We start from the raw sequence: 24,627 nt of genomic DNA, 5'->3' as shown, positions 1-24,627 counted from the left end.
CGGTTAGGCCGGGGGCTTTCCCCTTCGGCCTTAAGAACCGGCCTGCGCGCGCTTTACGCCCAATAATTCCCGGACAACGCTTGCCACCTACGTATTACCGCGGCTGCTGGCACGTAGTTAGCCGTGGCTTTCTGGTTAGATACCGTCAAGGGACAAGCAGTTACTCTTATCCTTGTTCTTCTCTAACAACAGTGCTTTACGATCCGAAAACCTTCTTCACACACGCGGCGTTGCTCCGTCAGACTTTCGTCCATTGCGGAAGATTCCCTACTGCTGCCTCCCGTAGGAGTCTGGGCCGTGTCTCAGTCCCAGTGTGGCCGATCACCCTCTCAGGTCGGCTATGCATCGTCGCCTTGGTAGGCCTTTACCCCACCAACTAGCTAATGCACCGCGGGCCCATCTGTAAGTGACAGCCGAAGCCGCCTTTCAAACCCGCTCCATGCGGAGCTAATTATTATTCGGTATTAGCTCCGGTTTCCCGGAGTTATCCCAATCTTACAGGCAGGTTGCCCACGTGTTACTCACCCGTCCGCCACTAACGACCAAAGGAGCAAGCTCCTAAGGTCATTCGTTCGACTTGCATGTATTAGGCACGCCGCCAGCGTTCGTCCTGAGCCAGGATCAAACTCTCTTTAAAATAAAGTGCGTTTGAATATTTATTCGTTTGACCGAATAAATTCCTCGCGTCATAAATTGACTTCGCTAGCAATTACTTACTAGTTTGTTACTATTTGGAAACAACTTTTTGTTTCCGCTTGCGATGTTCCGAAACATACTGTTCCGTTACCATTTCGTCTTCTTTTTGTTCAGTTTTCAAAGGTCGTTTCTTGCCTTGCCGAAGCGCTTTGTGCGTATCAGCAACGTTTATAAATATACCAAGTTTTTTTCGCTTTCGTCAATACTTTTTCGAAAGTTTTTTGAATAAAGTTGAAAAAGTTTTAAAAAGGCGGATATTCTATTATTCAGGCAGGAAAAACAATGTATGTTTTGCTCCGCACCAAAATGTTAGATAGAATCAACTTGTCTAATATAGTATTCTACATTATTTTCGCAAAAACAGCAAACAGAAAGCCTTTAGCACTATGCTAAAGGCTTTCTGTGACTGACTATTAGTCATTCAAGCGTTTTTCTAATTCGGCTTTCTTTTCTTCAAATCCTGGTTTACCTAATAAAGCAAACATGTTTGCTTTATATTCTTCTACTCCAGGTTGATCAAATGGATTGACGCCGTTTAAGTAGCCGCTGATGCCGACTGCTTTCTCGAAGAAGTATACTAAATAACCAAATGTATATTCATCTAAGCTAGGAATTTCTACAACAAAGTTTGGAACTTCGCCATCTGTATGTGCGAGTAAAGTCCCTTCAAATGCTTTGGTGTTTACATAGTCTACTGTTTCGCCTGCCAAGTAGTTAAGACCGTCCAAATCAACATCTTCTTTATTAATAGTAAGGTTATGACGTGGTTTGTCTACTTTTACTACTGTTTCAAATAGGTTGCGTCTGCCGTCTTGGATATATTGTCCCAAAGAATGTAAGTCCGTAGAGAAGCTTGCGCTGGAAGGATAAATACCTTTCTTATCTTTCCCTTCACTTTCGCCGAATAATTGTTTCCACCATTCATTGAAATATTGCAGACTTGGTTCATAGCTGATCAGCAATTCTGTTACTTTCCCTTTACGGTAAAGGACATTACGTGCTGCTGCATATTGATACGCAATATTGTTTTTTAATTCTGGAGCGCTAAAATCTTTGCTAGCAGCTTCAGCACCTTCTAGCATTTTTTTGATGTCCACACCAGTGGCTGCAATCGGTAATAAGCCAACAGCTGTAAGAACAGAGAAACGACCGCCAACATCATCAGGAACAACAAATGTTTCATAGCCTTCGTTGTCAGCCAATGTTTTAAGTGCGCCTTTCGCTTTGTCCGTTGTTGCATAGATACGACCTTTCGCACCGTCTTTACCATATTTCTTCTCTAGCAACTCTTTGAATACGCGGAAAGCAATTGCTGGTTCTGTTGTTGTACCGGATTTAGAAATAACATTTACAGAGAAATCACGATCTCCTACTACTTCTACTAAGTCATGCAAGTAGCTGGAACTGATGCTGTTTCCTGCGAAGAAAACTTGAGGTGTTTTTCGTTCTCCTTTTTCAAGTACATTATAGAAGGAATGATTTAACGCTTCGATAGCCGCTCTTGCTCCAAGGTAAGATCCGCCGATCCCGATAACGATCAATACTTCTGAATCATTTTGGATCTTTTCTGCGGATTTTTGAATACGTGCAAATTCTTCTTTGTCGTAATCGCTAGGTAAATTCACCCAACCTAAGTAGTCGCTTCCTGCGCCGGTGCCGTTATGTAAAGCATCGTGTGCCGCTTTGACAGCAGGTTCCAAATAATCTAATTCGCGTTCTTCAAAAAAACGGAGCGCTTTTGAATAATCAAACTTAATATGTGTCATGATTTTCCCTCCAAATTAAAAAAGATTTCATCCTTACTTTATCCTAATAACGCCATTTTATCAAGGAATGCCCCTTATTGGATCAAATTTTCATAATGGCTTCCTGCTGAGCGAATAAATTCCGCCAAAGACAACGTTTGCCATTTGAGCATGTTGTCTGCAGTAGGGATCGATACCCACTCGGCTTGGATGATGGTATCACCGACGCTTACCTGGTCAAAATCACCAAGCGGATAGGCGCGGAATAAGAAAGTACAGACATGTTCCCACTCAGTTTTTCGTTCTTTGCAGTAAATCAGCGCGTCAATGCACAGATCTACATCAGTCTGATGAGCGACCAGCTGACGCAATGCGTCTTCTAAAGTTTGATCATTTCGGACTACACCGCCAGGCAAAGTCCAGCTCAAGTCTTTTTGTCTTGTAAGAAGAACGTTATCCTTTTTTTCATTATAAATAAAGCTTTCCACTTTGATGATCCGTTTCATCCCTCGTCCCCTTTTCTGTGAGAATAATCCGAAAATTAAAAAAATAACAGCGATGCGAAGCCCTTTGACAGAGCTCGCTTATTTATCTGCTTTTTCTATCCATTCTTGTAATTTTTCCTTTAATGTATGGAAACCGTTATCTTCTTTTCCATCATCGCGTGTTGGTTTCTTTTTGCTGGTTGTGTGGTTATTTTCTTCGGTCGCACGTATGGATAAGCTGATTTTATTTGCTTCTGAATCGATATCAAGGATCCTGACTTTTACTTCTTGTTCTAATTCCAAGAAATCATGGATATCTTTGACAAAGCCATGTGTGATCTCAGAGATATGCACAAGACCCTGAGTATGTTCATCGAGCGCTACAAAGGCTCCATAAGCTTGGATACCGGTCACTTTACCAGTAACGACATCGCCAACCTTATATTCACTCATACCCGCACCTGCTTTCTACTGTGATATATGTGTCCTACATTATAACACTCCATGTATTATTAAACAATAATTCATCCTTATAGGGATAAAACTGCTTTTGTGTTACAATAATAGAGAATTTTTGTAAAGGAGGATTACTGCTATGAGTACTTTTGATCAGGTCATCACACGGCTTGGAACCAACTCTGAAAAGTGGGATGGCGCGGAGAAACTTTTCGGTCGCAAAGACCTTCTCCCGATGTGGGTAGCCGATATGGATTTTAAAGCTCCCGATGTAGTCATCGAGGCTCTACATAAGCGCGCGGAAAGTGGTGTTTTCGGCTATGAGCTGATCCCCGATTCTTTGCCAAAAGCAATAATTGAATGGAATAAAAACCGTCATAACTATGTTATTAAAAAGGAGTCACTGTTTTATAATGTAGCTGTCGTGCCTTCTATCTCTTTATTGATACGGGCATTAACGAAAGAAGGTGACGGGGTGCTGATGCATTCGCCAATCTACCATCCTTTCTTCAAAGTCACAAAAGCAACACGCCGCCAAGTAGTAATGTCCCCGCTTCGTTATGAAGATGGCCAATATCAGATCGATTTAGAAGATATGGAAAAACGGATTCGCGAGGAGAATGTCAAACTTTTCTTACTGTGTAATCCGCAAAATCCTGGTGGTCGCTGTTATTCTAAGGAAGAACTGCAGGCGATCGCTAGACTTTGCGCTACCTATAATATTCCGATTGTATCTGACGAGATCCACAGTGATCTGGTAATGAAGCAGTATAAGCATATCCCGCTCGCTGTGGCTGCACCTGACTATGAATACGAGATCATTACACTGATGGCGCCAACCAAAACGTTTAACCTAGCTGCCATCAAAGCTTCTTATTTCATTATTACGAATCCTGACTATCAAGAAAAAGTCCGTGCAGAGCAGGCTTATATGAGCCAGCCTGACTTAAACGCTTTTGCGATCGCAGGAATGGAAGCTGCTTATACTGGTGGAGCCGAATGGCTGGATGAATTACGTGATTACATCTATGACAACTATTTGTATGTCAAAAAAGCACTGCATGAAGCACTTCCGGAAATCACGGTCACTGAATTGCAAGCGACTTATCTCATGTGGCTCGATTGTCGTTCTTTTGAAAGTGATGAGAAAACAATTTATCAAAACCTGATTGACGAAGGCGTGGGCGTGCAAATGGGATCCACTTTCGGATTGTCAGGCAAAAAGTTTGTCCGCCTCAACATCGCTTGCCCGCGTGAAACTTTAAAAAAAGGAACTGCCGCGCTTATTGCCGGACTTAAAAAAAATAAATAATAGAAGGAGTTTTATTCATGTTTCTTGGAATGCGTGAACTTTTATATTCAAAATTACGTTTTTTCTTAGTTACTGGCATCATGGTATTGATCATCTTGCTTGCCTTGATCTTATCTGGTCTTGCAAACGGTCTGGCATATGACAATGCTTCCTCGATCGCCAATAACAATGTACCACTTTATGCGATCAGTAAGGACGCCCAAGGTACACTTGCTCGCTCGCTTTTCAATGAGAAGGCTTTAGATACGATCAAAAAAGACAGTAATGTCAAAGATGCTGCTCTTTTTGGCCAATCTATGCAGACTTTAAAACGAGAAAGCGATGATAAAAAATACAGCGTGGCGCTTTTCGGCATTCAGCCTGATAGCTTTTTAGCTCCGAAGATCGCCAGCGGTCATTCTTTGAAAGTGACAAAGCCTGACGAGATCGTCGTGGATTCCTCTTTGAAAAAAGAGGGCTTGCACATTGGCGACGTGTTGATGGACGATATTTTAAATCGTGAACTTACAATTGTAGGCTTTACAACTGATCAAAAATACAGTCATGCGCCAGTTGCCTATCTGAACATCGCGACTTGGCAGCAGATAAATCCGATTTTATATCATCAAAAAACGCCACAAACCAGCGCGATAGCAATCAAAAAAGTCGATGCTGATAAAAAAGTGGCGCTTAGTGATAAGAAATTGACACTACTAGATCATAAAGCATTCTTGGATCAGATCCCGGGCTATTCTGCAGAACAAATGACGCTGAACATGATGATTTATTTCTTAGTTGTCATTGGCGGTTTTATCCTAACAGCTTTCTTCTACGTCATGACTTTACAGAAGACTGCACAATTCGGGATTTTAAAAGCGCTCGGAGTCAAGACAAAACGCTTGGCTGGCAGCATTATTGGTCAAGTCGTTGTCATTTCTTTGATCGCGATCATTATCAGCGTATTGGTCACATTCTTGCTTCCTTTGATCTTGCCGGATGCAATGCCATTCCGACTTGATACTGTAACGATCATCAGTTATTCCGTCTTGTTCTTCGTTGTTGCGATCATCGGTTCGCTGCTTTCGTTATACCGGATCGCTAAGATCGATCCACTAGATGCCATTCGCGGAGGTGACGAATAATGACAAATCTTATGACATTTGAAAATGTAAGCAAAACCTATCCATCCGGAAAATCGACCATCGAAGCGCTGAAGCCAACTAACTTTTCAGCTGCAAGTGGTGAATTGATTGCAATCGTAGGACCTTCTGGTTCCGGTAAAAGTACTTTTCTTTCGCTTGCCGGTGCTTTGATCTCACCTACTACAGGAACGATCTCCATAAACGGACGTGATATCAGTACTCTTAAACAAAAAGAGCGGACAGATATTCGGTTGGAAGAGATTGGTTTTATTTTCCAAGCGGCCTATCTTGTTCCTTATTTAAAAGTAAAAGAGCAGATCACCTTTATCGGCCGTACTGCTGGGAAGACGAAAAGCGAAGCCAATCAAGAAGCTGATGTGATCTTGGAGCAATTGGGACTTGGTGACCGCAAGCAATTTTATCCAAAAGACCTTTCTGGCGGTGAAAAACAGCGGGTCGCGATCGCACGGGCGATCATCAATCAGCCTTCGATCATCCTTGCTGATGAGCCGACTGCAAGTTTAGATTCCAAGCGGAGCCGCGAAGTCGTCGAACTACTCCGTTCCGAAGTTGTTGGTACTAATCGTGCTGCGATCATGGTCACACATGATGAAAGAATGTTGGATCTCTGTGATCATGTTTACTATATGGAAGACGGTTTATTGACGAAACAAAAATAGAAAAGAACCCTTTGATTGCCAAATGCCGTCAAAGGGTTCTTTTTGAAATCAAAAAAACACTCTGAGAAAACGATTACAGTATTTCGGACAAAAAACGGCCGAACAGTTCGTTTTCTTGAGTGCTTTTATTTTTAAAAATGAGTTTGCTTATTTGTTACCTTCAATTAATTCTACAGCTTGTGCGTATACTTTTTCACCGTTCATTGTACCATACGCCGTCATATCGATAACATCAACTGGAATACGACCAGCTACAACATCATCAACTGTTTTCTTTTGGTAACGAACTTGTGGTCCTAACAATACAACATCTGCGTCTTTTGCTACCGTATTGATTTCAGAGATAGAATAAGCATCGATTTTAGCTTCTTCTCCCTTTGCTTCCGCAGCTTGGCGCATTTTTGTAACTAAAAGGCTCGTGGACATTCCTGCCGCACATACTAATACTATATTTTTCATTATCAATCTTTCCTTTCTAGTTCAAGGTACAAATATTTGCTACATCTTTATTATAGCGCATGACTGGTATAATTAACAAGTAAACCCTTACTTTATTTTAGAAAATGTTTTTTATGGCGGTTTTTTCTATAAATAACTAGAATTTTCCAAATAAACTAACTTTTCATGTTGCACTTTTATAGAAATAGCGCGATAATAGACAATAAACTTTTCCAAAAAAACGTCGAGGTGAAAGCATGAAAGTAATCAAATTCGGAGGAAGCTCGCTCGCTTCGGGAGAAAAACTCCAAAAAGTACATCAGTTATTAGCGGAAGATCTATCTAGAAAAATCGTTGTCGTTTCTGCTCCTGGCAAACGTTTTGCGGGAGATGCCAAGGTAACGGACTTATTGATCGATTGTGCAACAAAGCGGTTGTTGCAGGAAGACACGGAAGCGATTTTCGCGAAGATTATCCACCGTTATCGTGATATCGCGCTAGATAGTGATATGGATCTGGCTATTATAGAAGAGATCGAGAAAGATTTGACGCTTCTTTTAGCCGCAGATACAAACGATCCGGATGTTTTCATGGATAAGATCAAAGCGAGCGGTGAAGACAATAATGCGAAATTAGTCGCTGCTTACTTGCGACATCAAGGGCTTGAAGCCACGTATGTCAATCCAAAAGATGCCGGCTTATTCGTTACGGCTGAACATGCAAATGCCCAAGTCCTCCCCGAATCGTATCGCAATTTATATAAATTGCGCGAACAACCTGGCATCATTGTTTTTCCCGGTTTCTTCGGTTATACGAAAGCTGGCGAGATCGTGACATTTTCCCGAAGCGGTTCTGACATTACTGGCGCGATTCTTGCCAATGGCATCCAAGCCGATTTGTATGAAAACTTTACTGATGTGGATGCAGTTTATACTGTCAATCCGAATATCGTCAAAGATCCAGAGCAGATCAACGAATTAACTTATCAGGAAATGCGTGAACTTTCTTATGCCGGATTTTCTGTTTTCCATGATGAAGCCTTGATCCCTGCTTTTAAAGCCGGCATTCCAGTACATATCAAGAATACTAACAACCCGTTTAGTGAAGGAACTAAGATCGTCAAACAACGGTTAGGAAGTAGTCGACCGGTCACAGGGATCGCAAGCGATGGCGGGTTCTGCAGTATTTTTATTAGTAAATATCTAATGAACCGTGAGATTGGTTTTGGGAGAAAGATACTACAGATTCTGGAAGCACATCATTTGAACTTCGAGCACATGCCTTCTGGGATCGACAATCTAACAATCCTATTGCGGGAAAATCAATTGACTGCGACATTGGAGCAAACGCTGATCACAGATTTGGAGACCGAATTGAAGCCGGATAGCATTCATATCCAGCACCAGATCTCTCTAATTATGGTGGTTGGTGAGGAAATGCGCCAAAATGTTGGAATCACAGCGCGTGCGGCGAAAGCATTGTCTGGCTCGTGTGTGAATATCGAGATGTTGAACCAGGGATCTTCGGAGGTCAGTATTATGTTTGGTGTCAGTGAAGAACAGGAGGAGCGCGCGGTTCAGGCGTTATATGAGGAGTTTTTTGTACAGGTTTTGAAATAGCTTTTCTAAGTGGCTCCACAAAACAGAACGTCCGTTTGCTTTTCTGCGGCTATTTTATTATAATAAATAGTGTATTTATTATAGAAAGTAGGAGATGTAGATGAAATTACAAGCCACTCGCATTATAACGGATGATGTTGATGTTTTAATCCGTTTCTATGAAAAAATCACGGAACTAAAAGCCGTACGCTTACATCCTTTATTTGCGGAGCTACGGACCAATGCTGGCGTTCTAGCCATTGCAAGTTCAAAAACAGTGCCTCTGTTAGGAGATAATGCTGCGGAAGCCGGAGCAAATCGATCTGTCATGCTTGATTTCCTCGTTGCTGATGTAGACGCTGAATATGAACGGCTCAAAAAGGTTATTTCATCCTTTGTCAACGCACCTACGGATATGCCTTGGGGCAACCGTTCCTTGCTATTCCGCGACCCTGATGGAAATCTCATCAATTTCTTTACTCCCGCTACTGCGGAAGAGTAAATTTATGGACTTCAAAAAAACCGCTTGAGCATGATCTCAAGCGGTTTTTAACTATTCTTTACTTCACAATAACTTTTTCGATCACTACATCATTGGCAGGTTTATCTTGTCCCACAGTCGGTACGCTTGCGATCGTATCTACTACATCCAAACCTTCTACCACATGGCCGAAAACAGTGTGGCGGCCGTCTAACCAAGGCGTGCCTCCTGTTTTGTATGCTTCGATGATTTCAGATGGGAAACCAGCTTCTTTCATTTGTTCGATCATATCTTCCGGCATGTCCGGTTTTTGAACGATGAAGAATTGACTCCCGTTTGTATTCGGACCGGCATTCGCCATCGAAAGAGCTCCACGGATATTGAACGCATAAGGTGAAAATTCGTCTTCAAATGGATCACCCCAGATGCTTTCGCCGCCATAACCTTGCCCTTGTGGGTCGCCGCCTTGAATCATGAATTCAGGGATAACACGGTGGAAGATCAAATCATCATAATAACCATTTTTAGCGTGTGTGACAAAATTTTCTACTGCTTTTGGCGCTATTTCTGGAAATAATTTTAATTTGATTGTTCCACGATTTGTCACCATTTCTACTGCAACTTCATTTTCTGCGATTTCTTTCGATAATTGAGGGTATGTCAATTGTATTAACTCCTTTATTTTTAAATTTTTCAACCTAGCCACATATAAAGTAAATTACTTATTACTGCGACCATGTACAATACTAGTATAACAGCTGCTGACCAAATAACAATTTTTTTACCCAAAAAAGCACATCCTTTTTATTGTCTATTGTATTTATTCTATAATAGATAAGACAATATGCAAACTTTTAAGAAATGAGGTGAGATAATGACAGCACAAAAGCGGAATTTATATATCTTGATGGGGGCGAATTTACTTGTTTCCGCGAGCATGACGATGATCATGCCTTTTCTCTCCTTATATATTGAAACATTTGGGCATTATAGTGATGCTTATGTGCAGCGCTGGGCGGGATATATTTTCGGTATCACCTTTTTGATTGCATTTATATTTTCTCCGATTTGGGGTCGGTTAGGTGATAAACATGGCTACAAGGGTATTCTTACGGGCACAGCGATCGGGCTTGCGGTCTGTATTTTTTTGATGGGCTTTGCCGATTCGGTCTTTCATTTGTTTGTTTTGCGAATATTTATGGGGATCGTTACTGGTTTTGTCGGTGTTTCCAACGCTTTTATTGCCAGACAAACGCCTGCTAAAGAAGCCGGTAAGATATTAGGGACGCTTCAATTAGGCGGTGTGACGGGTATGCTGTTCGGGCCTTTGCTTGGCGGAGCGATGGCGGATGTATTTGGATTCAAAAATACATTTACTATTACTGGGATCGCGATCATGATTGCTGCGATTTTAGTTGGCTTCGGGTTGAAGGAATACCGATTGGATTCTGAGGAAGGCGGACGTCCCTTCTATTCCAGACGTGCGGTATTGAAACAAATCTTCAGTCTGCGGGTTCTCTTGACCGTATTGATCATCACGGCATTGATCCAAGTCGCTAACTTCAGCGTTCAGCCGTTGCTTGCTTTATATGTGGGTAGTATGACGCATTCCACAAATATTGCTTTTCTTTCTGGTCTTGCCTTCTCCGCTACTGGGTTTGGCAACTTGGTGATGACGCGGCAATGGGGCAAATGGGGCGATAAATACGGCTACGAAAAAATCCTCAACATTTTGCTCATTCTTGCTGCGGTGACAGTCATCCCTCAAGCATTCGTTTCTAACCTCTGGGTGTTTGTGATCTGCCGGTTCTTATTTGGGATCGCTCTTGGTGGCATGATTCCTTGTACAACGGCGTATATTCGGATCGCTGCTCCGCCAGCAATGCAGGGAGAGATTCTAGGCTACAATCAAAGTGCTCGGTTCTTAGGAAATGTGATCGGCCCGATCTTTGGTGGCATTTTGGCTGGTTTTGTGGGCATCTCGAATGTTTTTCTCTTTACGAGCGCGATGTTTTTCGTCGCCTTCTTCATCTTGTTAGGCTCACTGCATTCCGACCGCAAGCGTCATGTGAATGTGGATTGATCGAGCGGCTTCCTTTTGGCGGCAAGTGCTGGATGAGATTATTTCCCCAGCATTTGCCGGCAGCTTGAGGTTTTTTTTCAGAAATATTTATGTTATACTTAAATTAAGTTTTTATTTTACAAAAATAAATGTAAGTACTTACTTGAAAAATAATCTAGTAATGATTTTTGATAGTGGCTGTTTACAAAAGGAGGACTAAATTTGAATTTTCTCCATCTGGCTATTTTGCTGCCTCTCTTAATGGCAATCTTGATCCCGATAATTTATCGATTTACAAAATCAGTCCACACAGGGTGGTTTGCGCTTCCGATCCCGATCGTACTCTTTATCTACTTTTTGACATTGATCCCGCAAACAATCAATGGGCCGATCACGAAGACGATGGCATGGATCCCGCGATTAGGGATCGATTTTACCGTTCGGCTCGATGGGCTTAGTCTGTTATTTGTCCTACTGATAACTGGTATCGGTGCTTTAGTGACTTTTTATTCGATTTTTTATCTCGGTAAAAACAAAGAGCGTCTGAATAATTTTTATGTCTTTTTACTTATTTTCATGACCGCCATGCTCGGCGTTGTGTTGAGTGATAATTTAATTGTTTTATATCTATTCTGGGAACTTACTTCTATCAGCTCGTTTTTATTGATCGGTTACTGGTATCACCGTGAACGTTCTCGATATGGCGCTCGTAAAGCAATGCTGATCACCGTTTTTGGTGGGCTGATGATGCTCGGTGGGTTTATTGTCCTTCATTTGATGAGCGGTACTTATTCGGTTCATGAAATTATTGGAAATGCCGCTTCCCTCTCGGATAGCCCTCTATTTCTTCCCGCAATGATTTTTATCTTACTTGGTGCTTTTACGAAATCTGCTCAAGTGCCGTTTCACATCTGGTTGCCGGATGCAATGGAAGCTCCTACGCCTGTTAGTGCTTATCTGCACTCCGCTACAATGGTCAAAGCGGGACTTTATTTAGTCGCTCGTTTTACTGCTTTGTTTGCCAGTTCGGGTGTGTGGTTCTGGACGATTTTGATCGTCGGCGTACTCACGATTCTGTGGGGTTCTGTGAATGCGACACTCAAAAATGATTTGAAAGCGATCCTTGCCTATTCGACGATCAGTCAATTAGGGATGATCATGTCCCTCCTTGGGATCGGTGCTGCTGCACTTCATTTCAAAGGTAACAATGACAATATTTATATCGCGGCTTTAGTAGCAGCGATGTTCCACTTATTCAATCATGCGACTTTTAAAGGCAGCTTGTTTATGATGGTCGGAATCATTGACCATGAAACCGGAACGCGGGATATTCGGAAACTTGGTGGACTGCTTCGGATCATGCCGATCACGGCAACTATTGCTTTCATCGGGACTTTTTCCATGGCTGGTCTGCCACCGTTCAATGGCTTTCTAAGCAAGGAAATGTTCTTGGAAGCAATGGTCGATATCACACATCTGCAGTTGTTCAACGCCGATGCGCTGATGATCATCTTGCCAGCGATTATCTGGATCGCAAGCGTATTTACCTTCATTTACAGCATGCTGATATTCTTCCGAACATTTACGGGTCAAGGTGAAATCAAAAAACTACCTAAAAAACCGCATGAAGCTGGAGCCGGATTATTGATCCCGCCTCTATTACTTAGCGCTATTGTTATCGTGACCGGCTTTTTCCCGAACCTTCTGGCTAGACCGATTTTAGAACCTGCTGTTCGTTCCATCATGCCAGCTCTGCAAAATAACGGTTTGGGTGAAAACTTTACGATCCATATCAGTTTCTGGCACGGTATCACGCCTGCCCTCTTGATGACATTTGGCATCGTCATTATCGGCGCACTGCTTTATAAATGGCATTCTGTTTGGAAAGTTTGGCTGATCGAAAAAACCCCGCGTTTCTTTAAATGGGGCGGTATTTATGATAATAGCCTTTTCTGGATAGAAAGTGGTTCTTATCGGATGACAATGTGGCTGATGACTGGTTGGCTGCGGACCTATCTGAATTATATGCTTGCTTCTTTCATTGTAATGGTACTGTCGGCGATGACATTCACGAATGCTTGGAACTTCGACTTTTCCAACTTGACGAAAGTGACACTGATCGACTTTATCCTTGTGGTCGTGATTATCGTGACACTCGTCGGAATCGTATTTTCCAAGTCACGGATCACGTCGATTATTTTACTCGGTGCGATGGGCTATACGATCAGTATCTTCTTCGTGATCGCACGAGCACCGGATCTGGCTTTGACGCAGCTTGTCATTGAAACGATTTCGGTCGTCTTGTACTTGCTTGTCTTTTATTTCTTACCGCAGTTCAGTAATATCGAAGAAAAACCGAAATGGCTGTCGATCAAGACATTCTTGAGCATCGGTGTTGGCGTTGTGGTAACGCTGATTTCTCTTTCTGCTTATAATACGGATATTTTCGAGTCAATTTCTAAATACTATGAACTAAATGCTTATAAAGAAGCGGCTGGTAAAAATATCGTCAATGTTATTTTGGTCGACTTCCGTGGTTTTGATACGCTCTTTGAGACAATGGTCCTTTCCATTGCTGCCATTGGTATCTTTATCATGATCAAACTACGTTTAACGAAAAGGAGGAAATTAGATGAAAACGAATGACGTCTTACTTCGAAATGTCACGAAAGTAGTTTCTTTCATTATTTTCCTTTTCTCGCTCCACTTGTTTTTTGCCGGACATTATAATCCTGGCGGCGGATTTGTCGCTGGGCTCACCACTTCTGGCGCGATCACGCTGACATTACTTGCTTATGATACGAAAACAGTCAGCAGTATGCTGAATATCAATCCGATCATGCTGATTGGGATCGGATTGGCATTCGCGCTTGGAACTGGGATGATCGGTATTTTCACCGGAGATACTTTTTTGACACATAAATACGGGCATTTTCAATTGCCGATCCTAGGAGAAACAAATCTGCACACAGCAACACTTTTTGATCTAGGCGTTTACTTAGTGGTTGTTGGTGTGACAATGACGATTATTCAATCGATTGGGGAGAGTGATTAGATGGAAGTATTAATGTCGATCCTCATCGGACTGATCTTTGCTGCCGGTATCTACCTCATCCTGTCGAAAAGTCTTCTCCGTATCGTTATCGGAACTGCAATTTTGAGTCACGGTGTCAATCTACTGGTGCTTACGATGAGTGGCATCAAAAAAGGGAAAGCTCCCCTGATCGGAAAAGGAATCGGAAAACTTTTTAATGATCCGCTGCCGCAAGCGCTTGTACTGACGGCGATCGTTATCAGTTTTGCGATTACTGCCTTTTTCCTTGTCCTCGCTTACCGAGCTTATCAAGAATTAGACAGTGAGAGTATTTCTAAGACGAGAGGACATGAAGCTGATGATAAATAATATTGTGTTACTACCCATTTTGATTCCTTTCCTCGGCTCCATCATGCTGCTCTTACTTCCTAAAAAGATCATCGTCCAGCGGATCGCTGCTCTTTGTTTCGGTATTTTGCTGTTGTTCGGATCAGGATTTTTAGTTTATTATGTGCATGTACATGGGATTCAAGTTGTAAATCTCGGCAGCTGGAAAGCGCCGTTTGGTATTAGTATCGTGGCCGACATGTTGGCGGCATTATTGACATTCACCACCAGCCTGCTTGTTACGGTCGTTATCTTTTACTCCTTTTATTCAATTGGGAAACCGCGGGAACGCTTTTTATACTATCCGATGATTCTCTTTATGATCGTCGGGGTGAACGGCTCGTTTTTAACGGGCGACATTTTCAACATGTTTGTGTTCTTTGAAGTAATGCTGATGGCTTCTTATGTATTGCTTGTCATCGGCGGGACGGAGATTCAGCTGAAAGCCACGATCAAGTACTTGCTGATCAACGTGATCGGTTCTGCCTTCTTCGTTGTAGCGGTCGGGCTGCTTTACTCGATGATCGGTTCTTTAAATATGGCAGATATTTCTCAGAAGATCAGCACCCTGGGGGATCATAGTTATGGCATGCTAAGTGTTGTCGGGGTATTGTTCTTATTCGTTTTCGGTTTAAAAGCCGGCGTCTTCCCGCTTTATTTTTGGCTGCCTGGTTCTTACTTTGCTCCTCCAATGCCGATTTTAGCATTGTTCGGCGGGTTGCTGACTAAGGTCGGGGTCTATGCGATCATTCGAACATTCAGCTTATTCTTCCATCAAGAAACTTCCTTTGTCATGCCGCTACTTAGCATTTTGGCGCTGCTGACAATTGTGCTCGGTATTATTGGGGCAATTAGTTACTATGATATGAAAACGGTATTGATCTATAACATTATGATCGCGATCGGTGTTATTTTATACAGCTTATCGCTGATGACGCGGGAATCATTGAATGGCGCGATCTTCTATCTGTTCCATGATATGATCATCAAAACAGCCTTATTCTTGATAGTGGGAACGATCATCGCGATCACCGGTTATTCCAGTACGAAGCGGTTCAGCGGACTGATGTCGGTAAAACCAGCGCTTAGCTGGGCATTCTTTATCGGAACGCTTGGCCTTGCGGGCATCCCTCCTCTTAGCGGATTTATCGGAAAAATTTTCATTGTGGAAGGTGCTTTTGATTCCCAACATTTTGTTGGTGGAACAATCGTTTTGGTCTCAAGTTTATTCGTCCTCTTTTCCATGATCAAGTTATTTACGAAAGGGATCTGGGGCGTTAAAGAAGGTACGTTTAATCTGCAGGTATCGTACAAGCGAATGATGATCCCGATCGTCGTCCTGCTTGCCTTATCACTCAGCTACGGGATTTTCACAGATGCGATCTATCCGTTTATCAAACAAGCGGTCGATCCATTGATCGATCCAACAATCTATATTCATGCAGTACTAGGAGAGTGAGTGTTTATGGCCTTTCAATTGATTATCAATATAATTCTCGCCGCTTTATGGATGTTCCTTGAATCTTCATTTACAGTAGGAACGTTCATTATCGGGTTTTTGATCGGGATCGTGCTGCTCTTCTTTATGCGCCGTTTCCTTGGCTCCCGGTTTTACCTCTTTCGATTATTCGCACTCGTCAAATTGGTATATTTCTTTATCCATGATTTGATTATCTCAACAGTCCATGTTGCTCGGATTATTTTGCGAAAGGATATGAATATCCGACCTGGTATATTTCGTTATGACACAACGCTGGAGACAAACTGGGAAGTAACCATGCTGGCGATCATGATCACACTTACTCCTGGGACACTTTCCATTGATATTTCCGATGATTATAAAGTTATTTATGTCCATTCCTTGCATGTGCCAAACATCGAAGAAGAAATCGCAACGATCCGTAAATCTTATGAAGGTGCCATTATGGAGGTGTTTCACGGATGATTTTAAAAATCGCTTTGTCGATCGGACTATTGCTTTATTCCATCTCGACTTTCTTATACCTATATCGAATGCTCAAAGGACCTACCACCTCAGATAAAGCAGTCGCGCTCGATTCTACTGGAATGAATCTTGTAGCGATCGTAGCACTGCTTTCGATTTTCTATGATACAGATGCTTATTTAGATGTTATTCTCTTGATTGCCTTGTTGGCATTTATTGGAACGATTTCGTATGCGAAATTTATTGAAAAAGGGAAGGTGATCGAACGTGAACGTGATAATTGAGTGGATCATTTCGATTTTGATCATCATCAGCGGGCTGCTTAGCGTCCTTGCTGCGGTCGGCGTCATTCGACTTCCCGATGTTTATACAAGGACGCATGCTGCCGGGGTGAGTAACACATTTGGTGTCAGCCTGCTGTTGTTTACGACAGTCGGCTACTTTTTCCATTCCGGCGAGGGCTTTAATGCTCGCTTGATATTAGCAATTTTGTTCATCTATCTGACCACACCGGTTGCGTCGCACTTTATCAACCGTGCCGCTTATGACACCGGCGTTCCACTGGCGATCCGGGTTCGTGACCAGCTGCGGTCGGTGAAAAAAGAAGATATCAAACAGCGCCGTAATTTGATCATCAGACAAGAACAAGTCGAAAAAGCGCGTCAGGAAAAAGAAGAATTGGAAGATCGACTCGAATGGGATAGGGAAGTAGAACGAATCGAGAAACAAGACCATGAGGAAGAAGAAGCTCGCGAAAAAGAATCAGAAACAGTCGAAAAACAAGAAGAAGATTCCGAAGGCGAGATCATCGCCGAGGAAGAAGAAGAAAATAAAACTGAGGATAAAAAGGAAGAAAAATAGGGAAATCTAAAGTGATTTCCCTATTACTGTCTTTTTTTCTTTACCGCGATCGTACAGCGGCTAATACAGATCAAACGATTCGTTTCATCTGTGATCTTTACTTCCCAGACGTGGGTCGTTTTACCGATATGAATAGGTAGTGCTGTTGCGGTAAGTTCGCCTGATTGCTTAGAAGCCAGATGATTGGCATTGATCTCCAATCCAAAAACGATCTCATCTTCTGCGATCATTTTACTCGCTCCCATACTAGCTGCATGTTCAGCAAGTGCGACCGATACACCACCGTGCAGATAACCGAACGGCTGCAGGACTGCTTCTGTGACCGGAAGTTTTAAGATTGCTTTTCCCTTTTCCAAATGTTCGGTAATAATTCCGATCGTTTCATGAAATGCCATAAAAACACCTTCTTCTAGTAGAATATCTCTATTATACAAATTATTACGCTTCCTTGCGAGCAGATGGCGTTTTTAATACTTGCTTTGTGGTAAAATAAATTATAAAGCTTTAGACAGGGGAGATTTCCATGGACTTATTCACTAATATACCTTTTATTGCTTCTATTGTAGCAATCTTATTCGCGCAGTTTATCAAAGTTCCGATCCATTTGATCGTTTACCGAAAAATCGAATGGGGCTTGATGTTTTCAACGGGCGGTATGCCAAGCTCGCACTCCGCTGCAGTAACGGCGCTGATGACTACACTGGCAGTAGAACATGGTTTCGGCTCTCCTTATTTCGCAATCGCCGTAGTGTTCGGCGTCATCGTCATGTTCGATGCTACTGGTGTTAGACGGCAGGCCGGGGAGCAAGCCATCGTACTGAACAAACTAACACTGGATTTCCAAGAATTTGTTGTTCACGCAAAAGGATTGACGGCGGAAAAGCAAGAAGAAAAAACCAAGCATTTGAAAGAATTACTTGGTCATAAGCCAGTAGAAGTATTTTTCGGAGCAGTAACAGGGATCGTAATCGGTATCCTGTTTGAATTATTCCTATAAAAAAAGAGGTGATATCCAGCGGGCTGGTGTATCACCTCTTTTCATTTTGTTTTTATTTGTAGAACTGGAATTTCCCTTTACTAGCTAAAACGCCAGCTCCGCCTAGCATTAAGAGCGCACGGTCGTCGATCACTTTTTTCATGACAGATGCCGGATAACCTTTAAGCGGTTTGCCCATAACAACGCCGATCGCATCATTATCACCGATGGAACATACTGTTCCTTTTTCGTGATAAACGAAATCTTCTAAATCAGATTGGCCGTTGACCAATTTGATTAGATTTTTCGCAGCTATATCTGCTTGTTGCAACGCAATTTGTGCCGTTGGTGGGTATGGACGTTCATTATTCGGATTAATGATCAAGGAACAGTCGCCTACGATCAAGATCTCTTCATTATTTGGTACAGTTAAGTTATTGTTTACTTTCACACGGCCACGGCCTGCTTCAAAGCCAGAAGCTTCGATCACGCTATTCCCACGAACGCCGGCAGCCCAAATGATCGTTGCTGCTTTGATCTCGCGAACATCGTTTTCGCTTTCCGCATATTTAACGCCGTCTGCATTTGCTTCTTTAACTGGTTTGCCCACTTTAAACTCTACACCGCGGTCTTCTAATACACCAACGCCGTAGCTAACTAATTTTTCATCGAATTGTGGAAGTACGCGAGGAGCAGCTTCTAGACAAACGATACGAACTTTTTCACGAGGAACGTCGTATGTTTTCACTAATTCAGGAATACGGTTTGTTAATTCCCCTAAGAATTCGATACCCGTAAATCCTGCTCCACCAACGATGATTGTCAATAGTTCATCGCGTTGTTCGGATTTCCATTTCGCAAATTGTGCTTCAATGTGTGCGCGGATCTTTTTAACAGAATCTACGCTTGTGATAGTATGTGCATACTCTTTCAACCCACTGATACCGAAAGTTTCTGCTTCGGAACCTAATGCGATCAATAGATAATCGTATGCGATCTCCCCTTTTGTAGTTAGGGTAACTGTTTTTTCGTCTTTGTTGATTTTTTCAACAGTATCTTGGATGAAAGTTGTTTTTGATTTGTTCACTACTTTATCGATCGAGTACATCAATTTTTCTGGTTCGATCGTACCTGCAGCTGCCTCGTGCAGCCAAGTTGTTTCATGATGATAGTCATTCTTGTTAACCAATACGATTTCCGCATCGATGTTCGATTGCTGTAATTTACGTAACGTTCTAAGACCGCCGTAACCAGCACCTAGAATGACAATTTTAGATTTGCTCATCTGTAATCACATCTACTTTCCCTTATATTTTTCTTCACAAATAATTTTGCAAATATTTCTCACTTCTAGATAGATTGCGCTAAACATCTATTACTAAGTGAAAATGTCAACTCACTATTCTATCATAGACTTTTTCACAAGCATTTTCAAGAAGATAAACTTACTTTTTTTATCTTTTTATAAGTATCCGCTTCCGTAAGAAAAGCTGTTCTTTTTAACTGATTTTATGCTAAAATAGCTGTATTGTACCCATAATAAGGAGGAATTCTTTTGGACGACACTACCAAAATTTATGATATCACCATTATCGGCGGAGGCCCAGTTGGTCTTTTTGCCGCTTTTTATGCAGGAATGCGTAAAGCCAGTGTGAAAATAATCGAAAGCCTTCCTCAATTAGGCGGTCAGCTTTCGACACTATATCCAGAAAAATATATTTATGACATCCCCGGTTTCCCCGCTGTTCGCGCGCAGGAACTCGTCAATAATTTAACCGAACAAATGCAACCATTCGATCCAACCGTTTGTCTCGGTGAAGCAGTACAAGCCGTGGAAAAGCAGGCGGATGGCACTTTTGAGATCACAACGGAAACAGATATCCATTACAGCAAGTCGATCATCATCACTGCTGGTAATGGCGCTTTTCAACCGCGCCGTTTGGAGTTGGAAGAAGCTAAACAATACGAAGGGAAAAACCTCCACTACTTCATCAACGACTTGAGTCGCTTTTCAGGGCGCCGGGTGGCTGTCTGCGGTGGCGGTGATTCCGCTGTCGACTGGGCGCTGATGCTGGAGCCGATCGCTGCCGAAGTATCGATCATCCATCGTCGCAATGCTTTCCGCGCACATGAACATAGCGTCTCCAATTTGGAAAAGAGTAATGTCAAGATCATGACTCCTTTCATCCCTACTAGCATCGTAGGCGATGAAAGTGGTTTGTCCGCAATTGCTTTAGATGAAGTGAAGGGTGACAAAAAAGAACTTTTAGAGGTCGATGACTTTATCATCAATTATGGCTTTGTTTCCTCGCTGGGACCGATCAAAGATTTCGGTTTGGATCTCGAACGAAATTCGATCGTCGTCAATTCCAAAATGGAAACGAACATTCCCGGCATCTACAGTGCGGGTGATATTTGTACGTATGACGGCAAAGTGAAACTGATTGCCACTGGTTTTGGTGAAGCACCAACTGCTGTTAATAACGCGATGCATTTTATCGATCCTAAAGCCCGCGTGCAACCAATGCACTCTAGCTCATTGTTCGATCAAGACAAGTGATTCTACAAGGGGCCACGTCTAATTAGGCGTGGCCCCTTGTTTTATTTTGGCAAGACCGGGAAATAATAACTATAGAAATTTTGGAGGCGATAGAGTGAATGTTTTAGTTATCGGATCAAATGGCCAGATCGGCAAGCAAATCGTGGAAAAGTTAGCCTTGGAAAAAGGTTATTTTGTACGGGCAATGGTGCGTAAAGCAGAACAAGGTGATACGCTTTCCAAACTTGGAGGAAAACCCGTTATCGCAGATCTTGAAAAAGATTTCAGCTACGCTTATGATGAAATCGATGCAGTTGTCTTCGCGGCTGGTTCTGGCGGAAGCGGTGGTCCTGAAAAAACAACTGCCGTCGACGAACAAGGAGCGATCCGCGCGATCGAGACTGCCAAGCAAAAAGGTGTGAAACGCTTTGTACTGATCAGTACGATTTTCGCCGGCGAACCTGATAAAGGACCTGATTCGCTTGCTCATTATCTAGCAGCAAAAGGCCGGGCAGATGACGCATTGATCGAAAGCGGTCTAGATTACACCATCGTCCGTCCCGTTGCTCTCACAAATGATGAGCCTACTGGGAAAGTCGGTGAAGTCGTTAATAACGCGCCTACCGAAAAAATCTCACGCGCGGATGTTGCGGCTTTCGTCACAGAAGTTCTTCCAGTCGAAAAAGCTTATCAGAAAATCTATACCATTGAAAACGGATCTACTAAGATCGAGGATTTTTGGAATTAAAAAAGCGCCTTGCTTTTCAGCGAAGGCGCCTATGGAATGGACAAAGTCAACTGGCTTTTGTCCATTTTTTATATGGGATTTTCTTCCAAAAAGCGATAGATATTGGCAGCAAGTTCTTCGGCATTGCTCCCTCTAACGACTTCTCCATCCACTAATGCAAACAAGCTGGTTGCACATAGATCGCAGTAAGTCAGACAATCATATTCGATGACATCGACATCTAGATTCGGATCATTCTCCAACTTCTCATAAACTGCTTGTGATCCTTGCGCCAGGTTGTTCACACAAAATTCGACAATCGGGTTCATTTCTGCCCTCTCCTTTAAGATGGTTGCGCTATATATCCTCTATCCAGCATGATCGCATAGATATCCTTCAGCCGCGGATTTCCCTCGGCCACCACTTCATTATCCACAACGATAACTGGGTAGATATAGTCTTCTTCCACGATTTTTTCTGCGAGTTGCCGGGTCTCCTGCTGGTTTGGCGGGTCAAAAATATCAACATAGGTCACGCGGAATGACTGTTCCGGAAACTTCCTTCTGATTGCTGCCCGCAGCCATTCTTCTGTTTCTTTAGAGGACGGAGCACCTACACAACTGGCACATGGAATGGAAGAACCATACACATAAATAGTCACTGCTTCTGTCATTTTATTTCCCACCTTTCTATCCATATTGTAACGAATCTTATCGGCAATTGCGACTATCTTGTTTAGATAATGGTTGACAGATAATTCTGTCTTATATTATAATTGTCCCAACATCTATGGTGCTTTAATGCGCCTAAGTGTTGAAATGAAGTTGCTATCTTGGGTCAGATGATTTGGATCTAGCAACACTCCCTTTTGTTTACAGGTATAGTAACCTGTAACTTTTATCTACTTTTTTTAGTAGAACCGCGTTCCTTTTTGAGCCTTAGGAGCGCGCCTTTTTTTATGGGAAAATGGGCTTCGGATATTAATAGTTTTCTTTTAGCAACAACCTGTTATAATAGGGATATAAGCATTCAAAGGAGGCTGTTTCTATTATGATGGAAGAAATCAGCTATGAAGCGGTCGAGCGAGCGCTTCAAAAGTTCCGTCCCTACCTTGCACGTGATGGTGGCGACTATGAATTGATCGATGTTACGAAAGACGGTACTGTCAAAATCAAACTTTTAGGAGCATGTGAGTCTTGCGCAAGCTCAGAAATCACACTAAAAGTGGGACTAGAAACAACACTTGCAGATAAGTTGATCGGCTTTAAAGAAGTCGTTCAAGTATATTAAACATAGAATAATTGAAGTGTTCTAAAAAGGAATAATCCGCTATCCCTTTTTAGGATGCTTTTTCATTTTAATGATGAGGTGATCATAATGGTTGAAAAACAAAGTGTCTTAGAAGCAAAAGCCAGAAGTTGGCTGGAAGAACGTGGCGTCACGATCGACGACATCGCAGAGCTTGTTTTATATTTACAAAAAAAATATCATCCTACTTTGGATATTGAGATCTGCCGCCAAAATGTAGAGCGTGTCCTTCGCAAACGAGAAGTTCAAAATGCGATTTTGACTGGTATTCAGCTAGATGTCTTAGCGGAACAAAAGCAACTCGTGGAACCGCTGCAAAGTATTATTGATTCAGATGAAGGCCTTTATGGTATTGATGAGATCTTGGCATTTTCGATCGTCAACGTTTATGGTTCGATCGGTTTCACTAATTACGGCTATATCGATAAAGTCAAACCAGGTATTTTGGCTAAATTAAATGAGCATAACGGTACAGATGTGCATACCTTCCTCGATGACATCGTCGGAGCGATCGCTGCAGCTGCAGCAAGCAGACTTGCGCATAGTTATCATGACGATATCGTCCAATAGAGGGAGGCTGTTCTTATGAAAGAAAGTCCTACTATTTTGATCGCACCAGATTCTTTCAAAGAAAGTTTGTCTGCTCGAAAAGTTTGTTTAGCGATCCAGCGCGGTATGCAAAAAGTATATCCAGAGGCTGCCTTTATCCTCTCCCCAATGGCAGATGGCGGGGAAGGAACTCTGGATGCAGTGGTTATGTCAGCTGGCGGAGTCAAAAAGCAGCTGAATGTGCGCGACCCGCTCGGTCGGTCAGTACTGGCACATTATGGCATTATCGAAGCTAGTAAAACCGGTATCATCGAAATGGCCACTGCCAGTGGATTAGAACTTTTGAAGTTGTCAGAGCGAGATCCCGCCATTGCTTCTACTTATGGAACAGGCCAGCTGATCAAACAATGTTTGGCTGACGGCATGCGAACGATCTTGATCGGCGTCGGCGGAAGTGCCACAAATGATGGCGGCAGAGGCATGGCCGAAGCGCTTGGTATTCGTTTTTTAGATAGAAACGGCCAACTTCTCCCAAACGGTGTTTCCTCCTTGAGGCAGTTGGCTAAGATCGACGTATCAAAGTTAGATCCGCGTGTCGCTGAAACAACATTTATCATTGCTACGGATGTCGATAACCCTCTTTGTGGGCCATATGGTGCGAGTGTTGTTTTCGGACCACAAAAAGGCGCAGATAAGAAACTTGTGCAAGAATTGGATAACGCGCTTCATCAATATGGCGAGCTGATCAGGCAAAACTTGGGTAAAGATGTTTTGTCCCTAAAAGGAGCAGGTGCTGCTGGCGGATTAGCTGCAGGACTGGTGGCTTTTACCAATGCTACAATCAAAAACGGCGCAGAAATCGTTATGACATATACCGATCTAGCAGAAAAAATGCAGCAGGCCGATCTCTGTTTGACTGGCGAAGGCAAGCTGGATGACCAAAGCAAAGCCGGGAAAGTCCCCGTTGCTGTTGCCAGCCTTGCTGCACGTTATGATGTCCCTGTGATTGCACTAGCAGGAAGTATTACTGCTGAAAATGCCGCCCTGTATCAAGAGGGATTTACGAGTGTTTTCAGTATTCAATCTGGCGTAACAGAGTTAGAAACGGCGATGCAGCAGACAGACGCCAATTTAGAACGTGCTAGTGAGAATATTGCTAGGATCTTGCGGTTATAAAAAGCCATATCATCTAGTGGATGATATGGCTTTTTATATTGCTACTTTTGA

At 42.6% G+C, this 24,627-nt stretch carries 28 protein-coding genes and 1 rRNA gene; 19 read left to right on the top strand and 10 right to left on the bottom strand.

What is annotated here, in order from left to right:
• The 4 genes from HMPREF0556_RS12535 to yugI form a co-directional block, all read right to left on the bottom strand.
• Positions 1-637: ribosomal RNA gene (locus tag HMPREF0556_RS12535) — 16S ribosomal RNA — on the bottom strand; the annotation flags it as partial.
• 472 nt (positions 638-1,109) lie between these two features.
• Entirely contained in the window at positions 1,110-2,462 is a 1,353-nt protein-coding gene (locus tag HMPREF0556_RS12530) for a glucose-6-phosphate isomerase (RefSeq protein WP_003759211.1), read from the bottom strand.
• Positions 2,463-2,536: 74 nt separating this feature from the next.
• Positions 2,537-2,947 (bottom strand): NUDIX hydrolase, encoded by a 411-nt coding sequence (locus HMPREF0556_RS12525; RefSeq protein WP_003759209.1) that lies wholly within the window; start codon positions 2,945-2,947, stop codon positions 2,537-2,539.
• A gap of 78 nt (positions 2,948-3,025) precedes the next feature.
• Positions 3,026-3,379, bottom strand: coding sequence for a S1 domain-containing post-transcriptional regulator GSP13 (gene yugI, locus HMPREF0556_RS12520; protein WP_003759207.1), 354 nt, complete (start codon positions 3,377-3,379; stop codon positions 3,026-3,028).
• 142 nt (positions 3,380-3,521) lie between these two features.
• On the opposite strand from yugI, the gene HMPREF0556_RS12515 reads away from it, so the two are divergent.
• From HMPREF0556_RS12515 to HMPREF0556_RS12505, 3 genes are read left to right on the top strand one after another with little or no spacing between them, the layout of a single operon-like run.
• A complete protein-coding gene (locus HMPREF0556_RS12515) occupies positions 3,522-4,694 on the top strand; it encodes a MalY/PatB family protein (protein ID WP_003759205.1) in 1,173 nt (390 codons plus the stop codon).
• Positions 4,695-4,711: 17 nt separating this feature from the next.
• Positions 4,712-5,815 (top strand): ABC transporter permease, encoded by a 1,104-nt coding sequence (locus tag HMPREF0556_RS12510; protein ID WP_003759203.1) that lies wholly within the window; start codon positions 4,712-4,714, stop codon positions 5,813-5,815.
• On the top strand, positions 5,815-6,495 hold the full coding sequence (locus tag HMPREF0556_RS12505) for an ABC transporter ATP-binding protein (protein WP_003759202.1): 681 nt from the start codon (positions 5,815-5,817) through the stop codon (positions 6,493-6,495). Before HMPREF0556_RS12510 ends, HMPREF0556_RS12505 begins: the two co-directional genes overlap by 1 nt.
• A gap of 147 nt (positions 6,496-6,642) precedes the next feature.
• On the opposite strand, the gene HMPREF0556_RS12500 is transcribed toward HMPREF0556_RS12505, so the two are convergent.
• Positions 6,643-6,954: a PTS sugar transporter subunit IIB gene (locus HMPREF0556_RS12500; protein ID WP_003759200.1), complete on the bottom strand. Its 312-nt coding sequence runs from the start codon at positions 6,952-6,954 to the stop codon at positions 6,643-6,645.
• Between the two features lie 236 nt (positions 6,955-7,190).
• Between HMPREF0556_RS12500 and HMPREF0556_RS12495 the strand changes: the two genes are divergently transcribed.
• Positions 7,191-8,552, top strand: coding sequence for an aspartate kinase (locus tag HMPREF0556_RS12495; RefSeq protein ID WP_003759199.1), 1,362 nt, complete (start codon positions 7,191-7,193; stop codon positions 8,550-8,552).
• A gap of 100 nt (positions 8,553-8,652) precedes the next feature.
• The gene (locus HMPREF0556_RS12490; RefSeq protein WP_003759196.1) at positions 8,653-9,033 is read left to right on the top strand and encodes a VOC family protein; all 381 of its coding nucleotides are present in this window, start codon (positions 8,653-8,655) and stop codon (positions 9,031-9,033) included.
• A gap of 58 nt (positions 9,034-9,091) precedes the next feature.
• On the opposite strand, the gene HMPREF0556_RS12485 is transcribed toward HMPREF0556_RS12490, so the two are convergent.
• Positions 9,092-9,676 (bottom strand): peptidylprolyl isomerase, encoded by a 585-nt coding sequence (locus HMPREF0556_RS12485; RefSeq protein ID WP_036108216.1) that lies wholly within the window; start codon positions 9,674-9,676, stop codon positions 9,092-9,094.
• A gap of 210 nt (positions 9,677-9,886) precedes the next feature.
• Between HMPREF0556_RS12485 and HMPREF0556_RS12480 the strand changes: the two genes are divergently transcribed.
• The 8 genes from HMPREF0556_RS12480 (at position 9,887) to mnhG (ending at position 17,301) form a co-directional block, all read left to right on the top strand.
• Positions 9,887-11,095, top strand: a complete 1,209-nt coding sequence (locus HMPREF0556_RS12480) for a lmo2377 family MFS transporter (RefSeq protein ID WP_003759192.1) — start codon at positions 9,887-9,889, stop codon at positions 11,093-11,095.
• Positions 11,096-11,296: 201 nt separating this feature from the next.
• Positions 11,297-13,720 carry a Na+/H+ antiporter subunit A gene (locus HMPREF0556_RS12475; RefSeq protein WP_003759188.1) on the top strand — a complete coding sequence of 808 codons (2,424 nt, stop codon included), beginning with the start codon at positions 11,297-11,299 and terminating at the stop codon, positions 13,718-13,720.
• On the top strand, positions 13,707-14,129 hold the full coding sequence (locus HMPREF0556_RS12470) for a Na(+)/H(+) antiporter subunit B (RefSeq protein ID WP_003759186.1): 423 nt from the start codon (positions 13,707-13,709) through the stop codon (positions 14,127-14,129). Before HMPREF0556_RS12475 ends, HMPREF0556_RS12470 begins: the two co-directional genes overlap by 14 nt.
• Complete coding sequence (locus HMPREF0556_RS12465) at positions 14,130-14,477, top strand: Na(+)/H(+) antiporter subunit C (protein ID WP_003759184.1); 348 nt, start codon at positions 14,130-14,132, stop codon at positions 14,475-14,477.
• Positions 14,467-15,954 carry a Na+/H+ antiporter subunit D gene (locus HMPREF0556_RS12460; protein ID WP_040486952.1) on the top strand — a complete coding sequence of 496 codons (1,488 nt, stop codon included), beginning with the start codon at positions 14,467-14,469 and terminating at the stop codon, positions 15,952-15,954. The genes HMPREF0556_RS12465 and HMPREF0556_RS12460 overlap by 11 nt, the downstream gene beginning before the upstream one ends.
• A gap of 6 nt (positions 15,955-15,960) precedes the next feature.
• Complete coding sequence (locus tag HMPREF0556_RS12455; protein ID WP_036108210.1) at positions 15,961-16,440, top strand: Na+/H+ antiporter subunit E; 480 nt, start codon at positions 15,961-15,963, stop codon at positions 16,438-16,440.
• On the top strand, positions 16,437-16,724 hold the full coding sequence (locus HMPREF0556_RS12450) for a Na(+)/H(+) antiporter subunit F1 (protein ID WP_003759179.1): 288 nt from the start codon (positions 16,437-16,439) through the stop codon (positions 16,722-16,724). Before HMPREF0556_RS12455 ends, HMPREF0556_RS12450 begins: the two co-directional genes overlap by 4 nt.
• Complete coding sequence (gene mnhG, locus HMPREF0556_RS12445) at positions 16,708-17,301, top strand: monovalent cation/H(+) antiporter subunit G (protein ID WP_003759177.1); 594 nt, start codon at positions 16,708-16,710, stop codon at positions 17,299-17,301. Before HMPREF0556_RS12450 ends, mnhG begins: the two co-directional genes overlap by 17 nt.
• Before the next feature lie 23 nt (positions 17,302-17,324).
• On the opposite strand, the gene menI is transcribed toward mnhG, so the two are convergent.
• Entirely contained in the window at positions 17,325-17,696 is a 372-nt protein-coding gene (gene menI / locus HMPREF0556_RS12440; RefSeq protein ID WP_036108206.1) for a 1,4-dihydroxy-2-naphthoyl-CoA hydrolase MenI, read from the bottom strand.
• 128 nt (positions 17,697-17,824) lie between these two features.
• Between menI and HMPREF0556_RS12435 the strand changes: the two genes are divergently transcribed.
• Positions 17,825-18,298: a divergent PAP2 family protein gene (locus HMPREF0556_RS12435; protein WP_003759173.1), complete on the top strand. Its 474-nt coding sequence runs from the start codon at positions 17,825-17,827 to the stop codon at positions 18,296-18,298.
• Between the two features lie 52 nt (positions 18,299-18,350).
• Here HMPREF0556_RS12435 and HMPREF0556_RS12430 read toward each other — a convergent pair whose 3' ends face one another.
• Entirely contained in the window at positions 18,351-19,562 is a 1,212-nt protein-coding gene (locus HMPREF0556_RS12430) for an NAD(P)/FAD-dependent oxidoreductase (RefSeq protein ID WP_003759171.1), read from the bottom strand.
• Positions 19,563-19,832: 270 nt separating this feature from the next.
• Between HMPREF0556_RS12430 and HMPREF0556_RS12425 the strand changes: the two genes are divergently transcribed.
• A complete protein-coding gene (locus HMPREF0556_RS12425) occupies positions 19,833-20,837 on the top strand; it encodes an NAD(P)/FAD-dependent oxidoreductase (protein WP_003759170.1) in 1,005 nt (334 codons plus the stop codon).
• Between the two features lie 94 nt (positions 20,838-20,931).
• Complete coding sequence (locus tag HMPREF0556_RS12420) at positions 20,932-21,564, top strand: SDR family oxidoreductase (RefSeq protein WP_036108203.1); 633 nt, start codon at positions 20,932-20,934, stop codon at positions 21,562-21,564.
• 68 nt (positions 21,565-21,632) lie between these two features.
• On the opposite strand, the gene HMPREF0556_RS12415 is transcribed toward HMPREF0556_RS12420, so the two are convergent.
• Together HMPREF0556_RS12415 and HMPREF0556_RS12410 are read right to left on the bottom strand one after the other, a co-directional pair.
• Positions 21,633-21,872 (bottom strand): YuzB family protein, encoded by a 240-nt coding sequence (locus tag HMPREF0556_RS12415; RefSeq protein ID WP_003759167.1) that lies wholly within the window; start codon positions 21,870-21,872, stop codon positions 21,633-21,635.
• Positions 21,873-21,886: 14 nt separating this feature from the next.
• Positions 21,887-22,216: a YuzD family protein gene (locus tag HMPREF0556_RS12410; protein ID WP_036108197.1), complete on the bottom strand. Its 330-nt coding sequence runs from the start codon at positions 22,214-22,216 to the stop codon at positions 21,887-21,889.
• 380 nt (positions 22,217-22,596) lie between these two features.
• On the opposite strand from HMPREF0556_RS12410, the gene HMPREF0556_RS12405 reads away from it, so the two are divergent.
• From HMPREF0556_RS12405 to HMPREF0556_RS12395, 3 genes are all read left to right on the top strand, one after another.
• Positions 22,597-22,833, top strand: a complete 237-nt coding sequence (locus tag HMPREF0556_RS12405; RefSeq protein ID WP_040486951.1) for a NifU family protein — start codon at positions 22,597-22,599, stop codon at positions 22,831-22,833.
• Positions 22,834-22,920: 87 nt separating this feature from the next.
• Positions 22,921-23,421 (top strand): phosphatidylglycerophosphatase A family protein, encoded by a 501-nt coding sequence (locus HMPREF0556_RS12400; protein WP_036108194.1) that lies wholly within the window; start codon positions 22,921-22,923, stop codon positions 23,419-23,421.
• A gap of 15 nt (positions 23,422-23,436) precedes the next feature.
• The gene (locus HMPREF0556_RS12395; protein WP_003759161.1) at positions 23,437-24,576 is read left to right on the top strand and encodes a glycerate kinase; all 1,140 of its coding nucleotides are present in this window, start codon (positions 23,437-23,439) and stop codon (positions 24,574-24,576) included.
• The last annotated feature ends 51 nt before the right edge of the window (positions 24,577-24,627 follow it).

Origin of the sequence: Listeria grayi DSM 20601, from assembly GCF_000148995.1 — a bacterium.
In the GTDB taxonomy this organism is placed as follows: domain Bacteria; phylum Bacillota; class Bacilli; order Lactobacillales; family Listeriaceae; genus Listeria; species Listeria grayi.
This window is presented reverse-complemented; position numbering and strand designations above follow the sequence as displayed.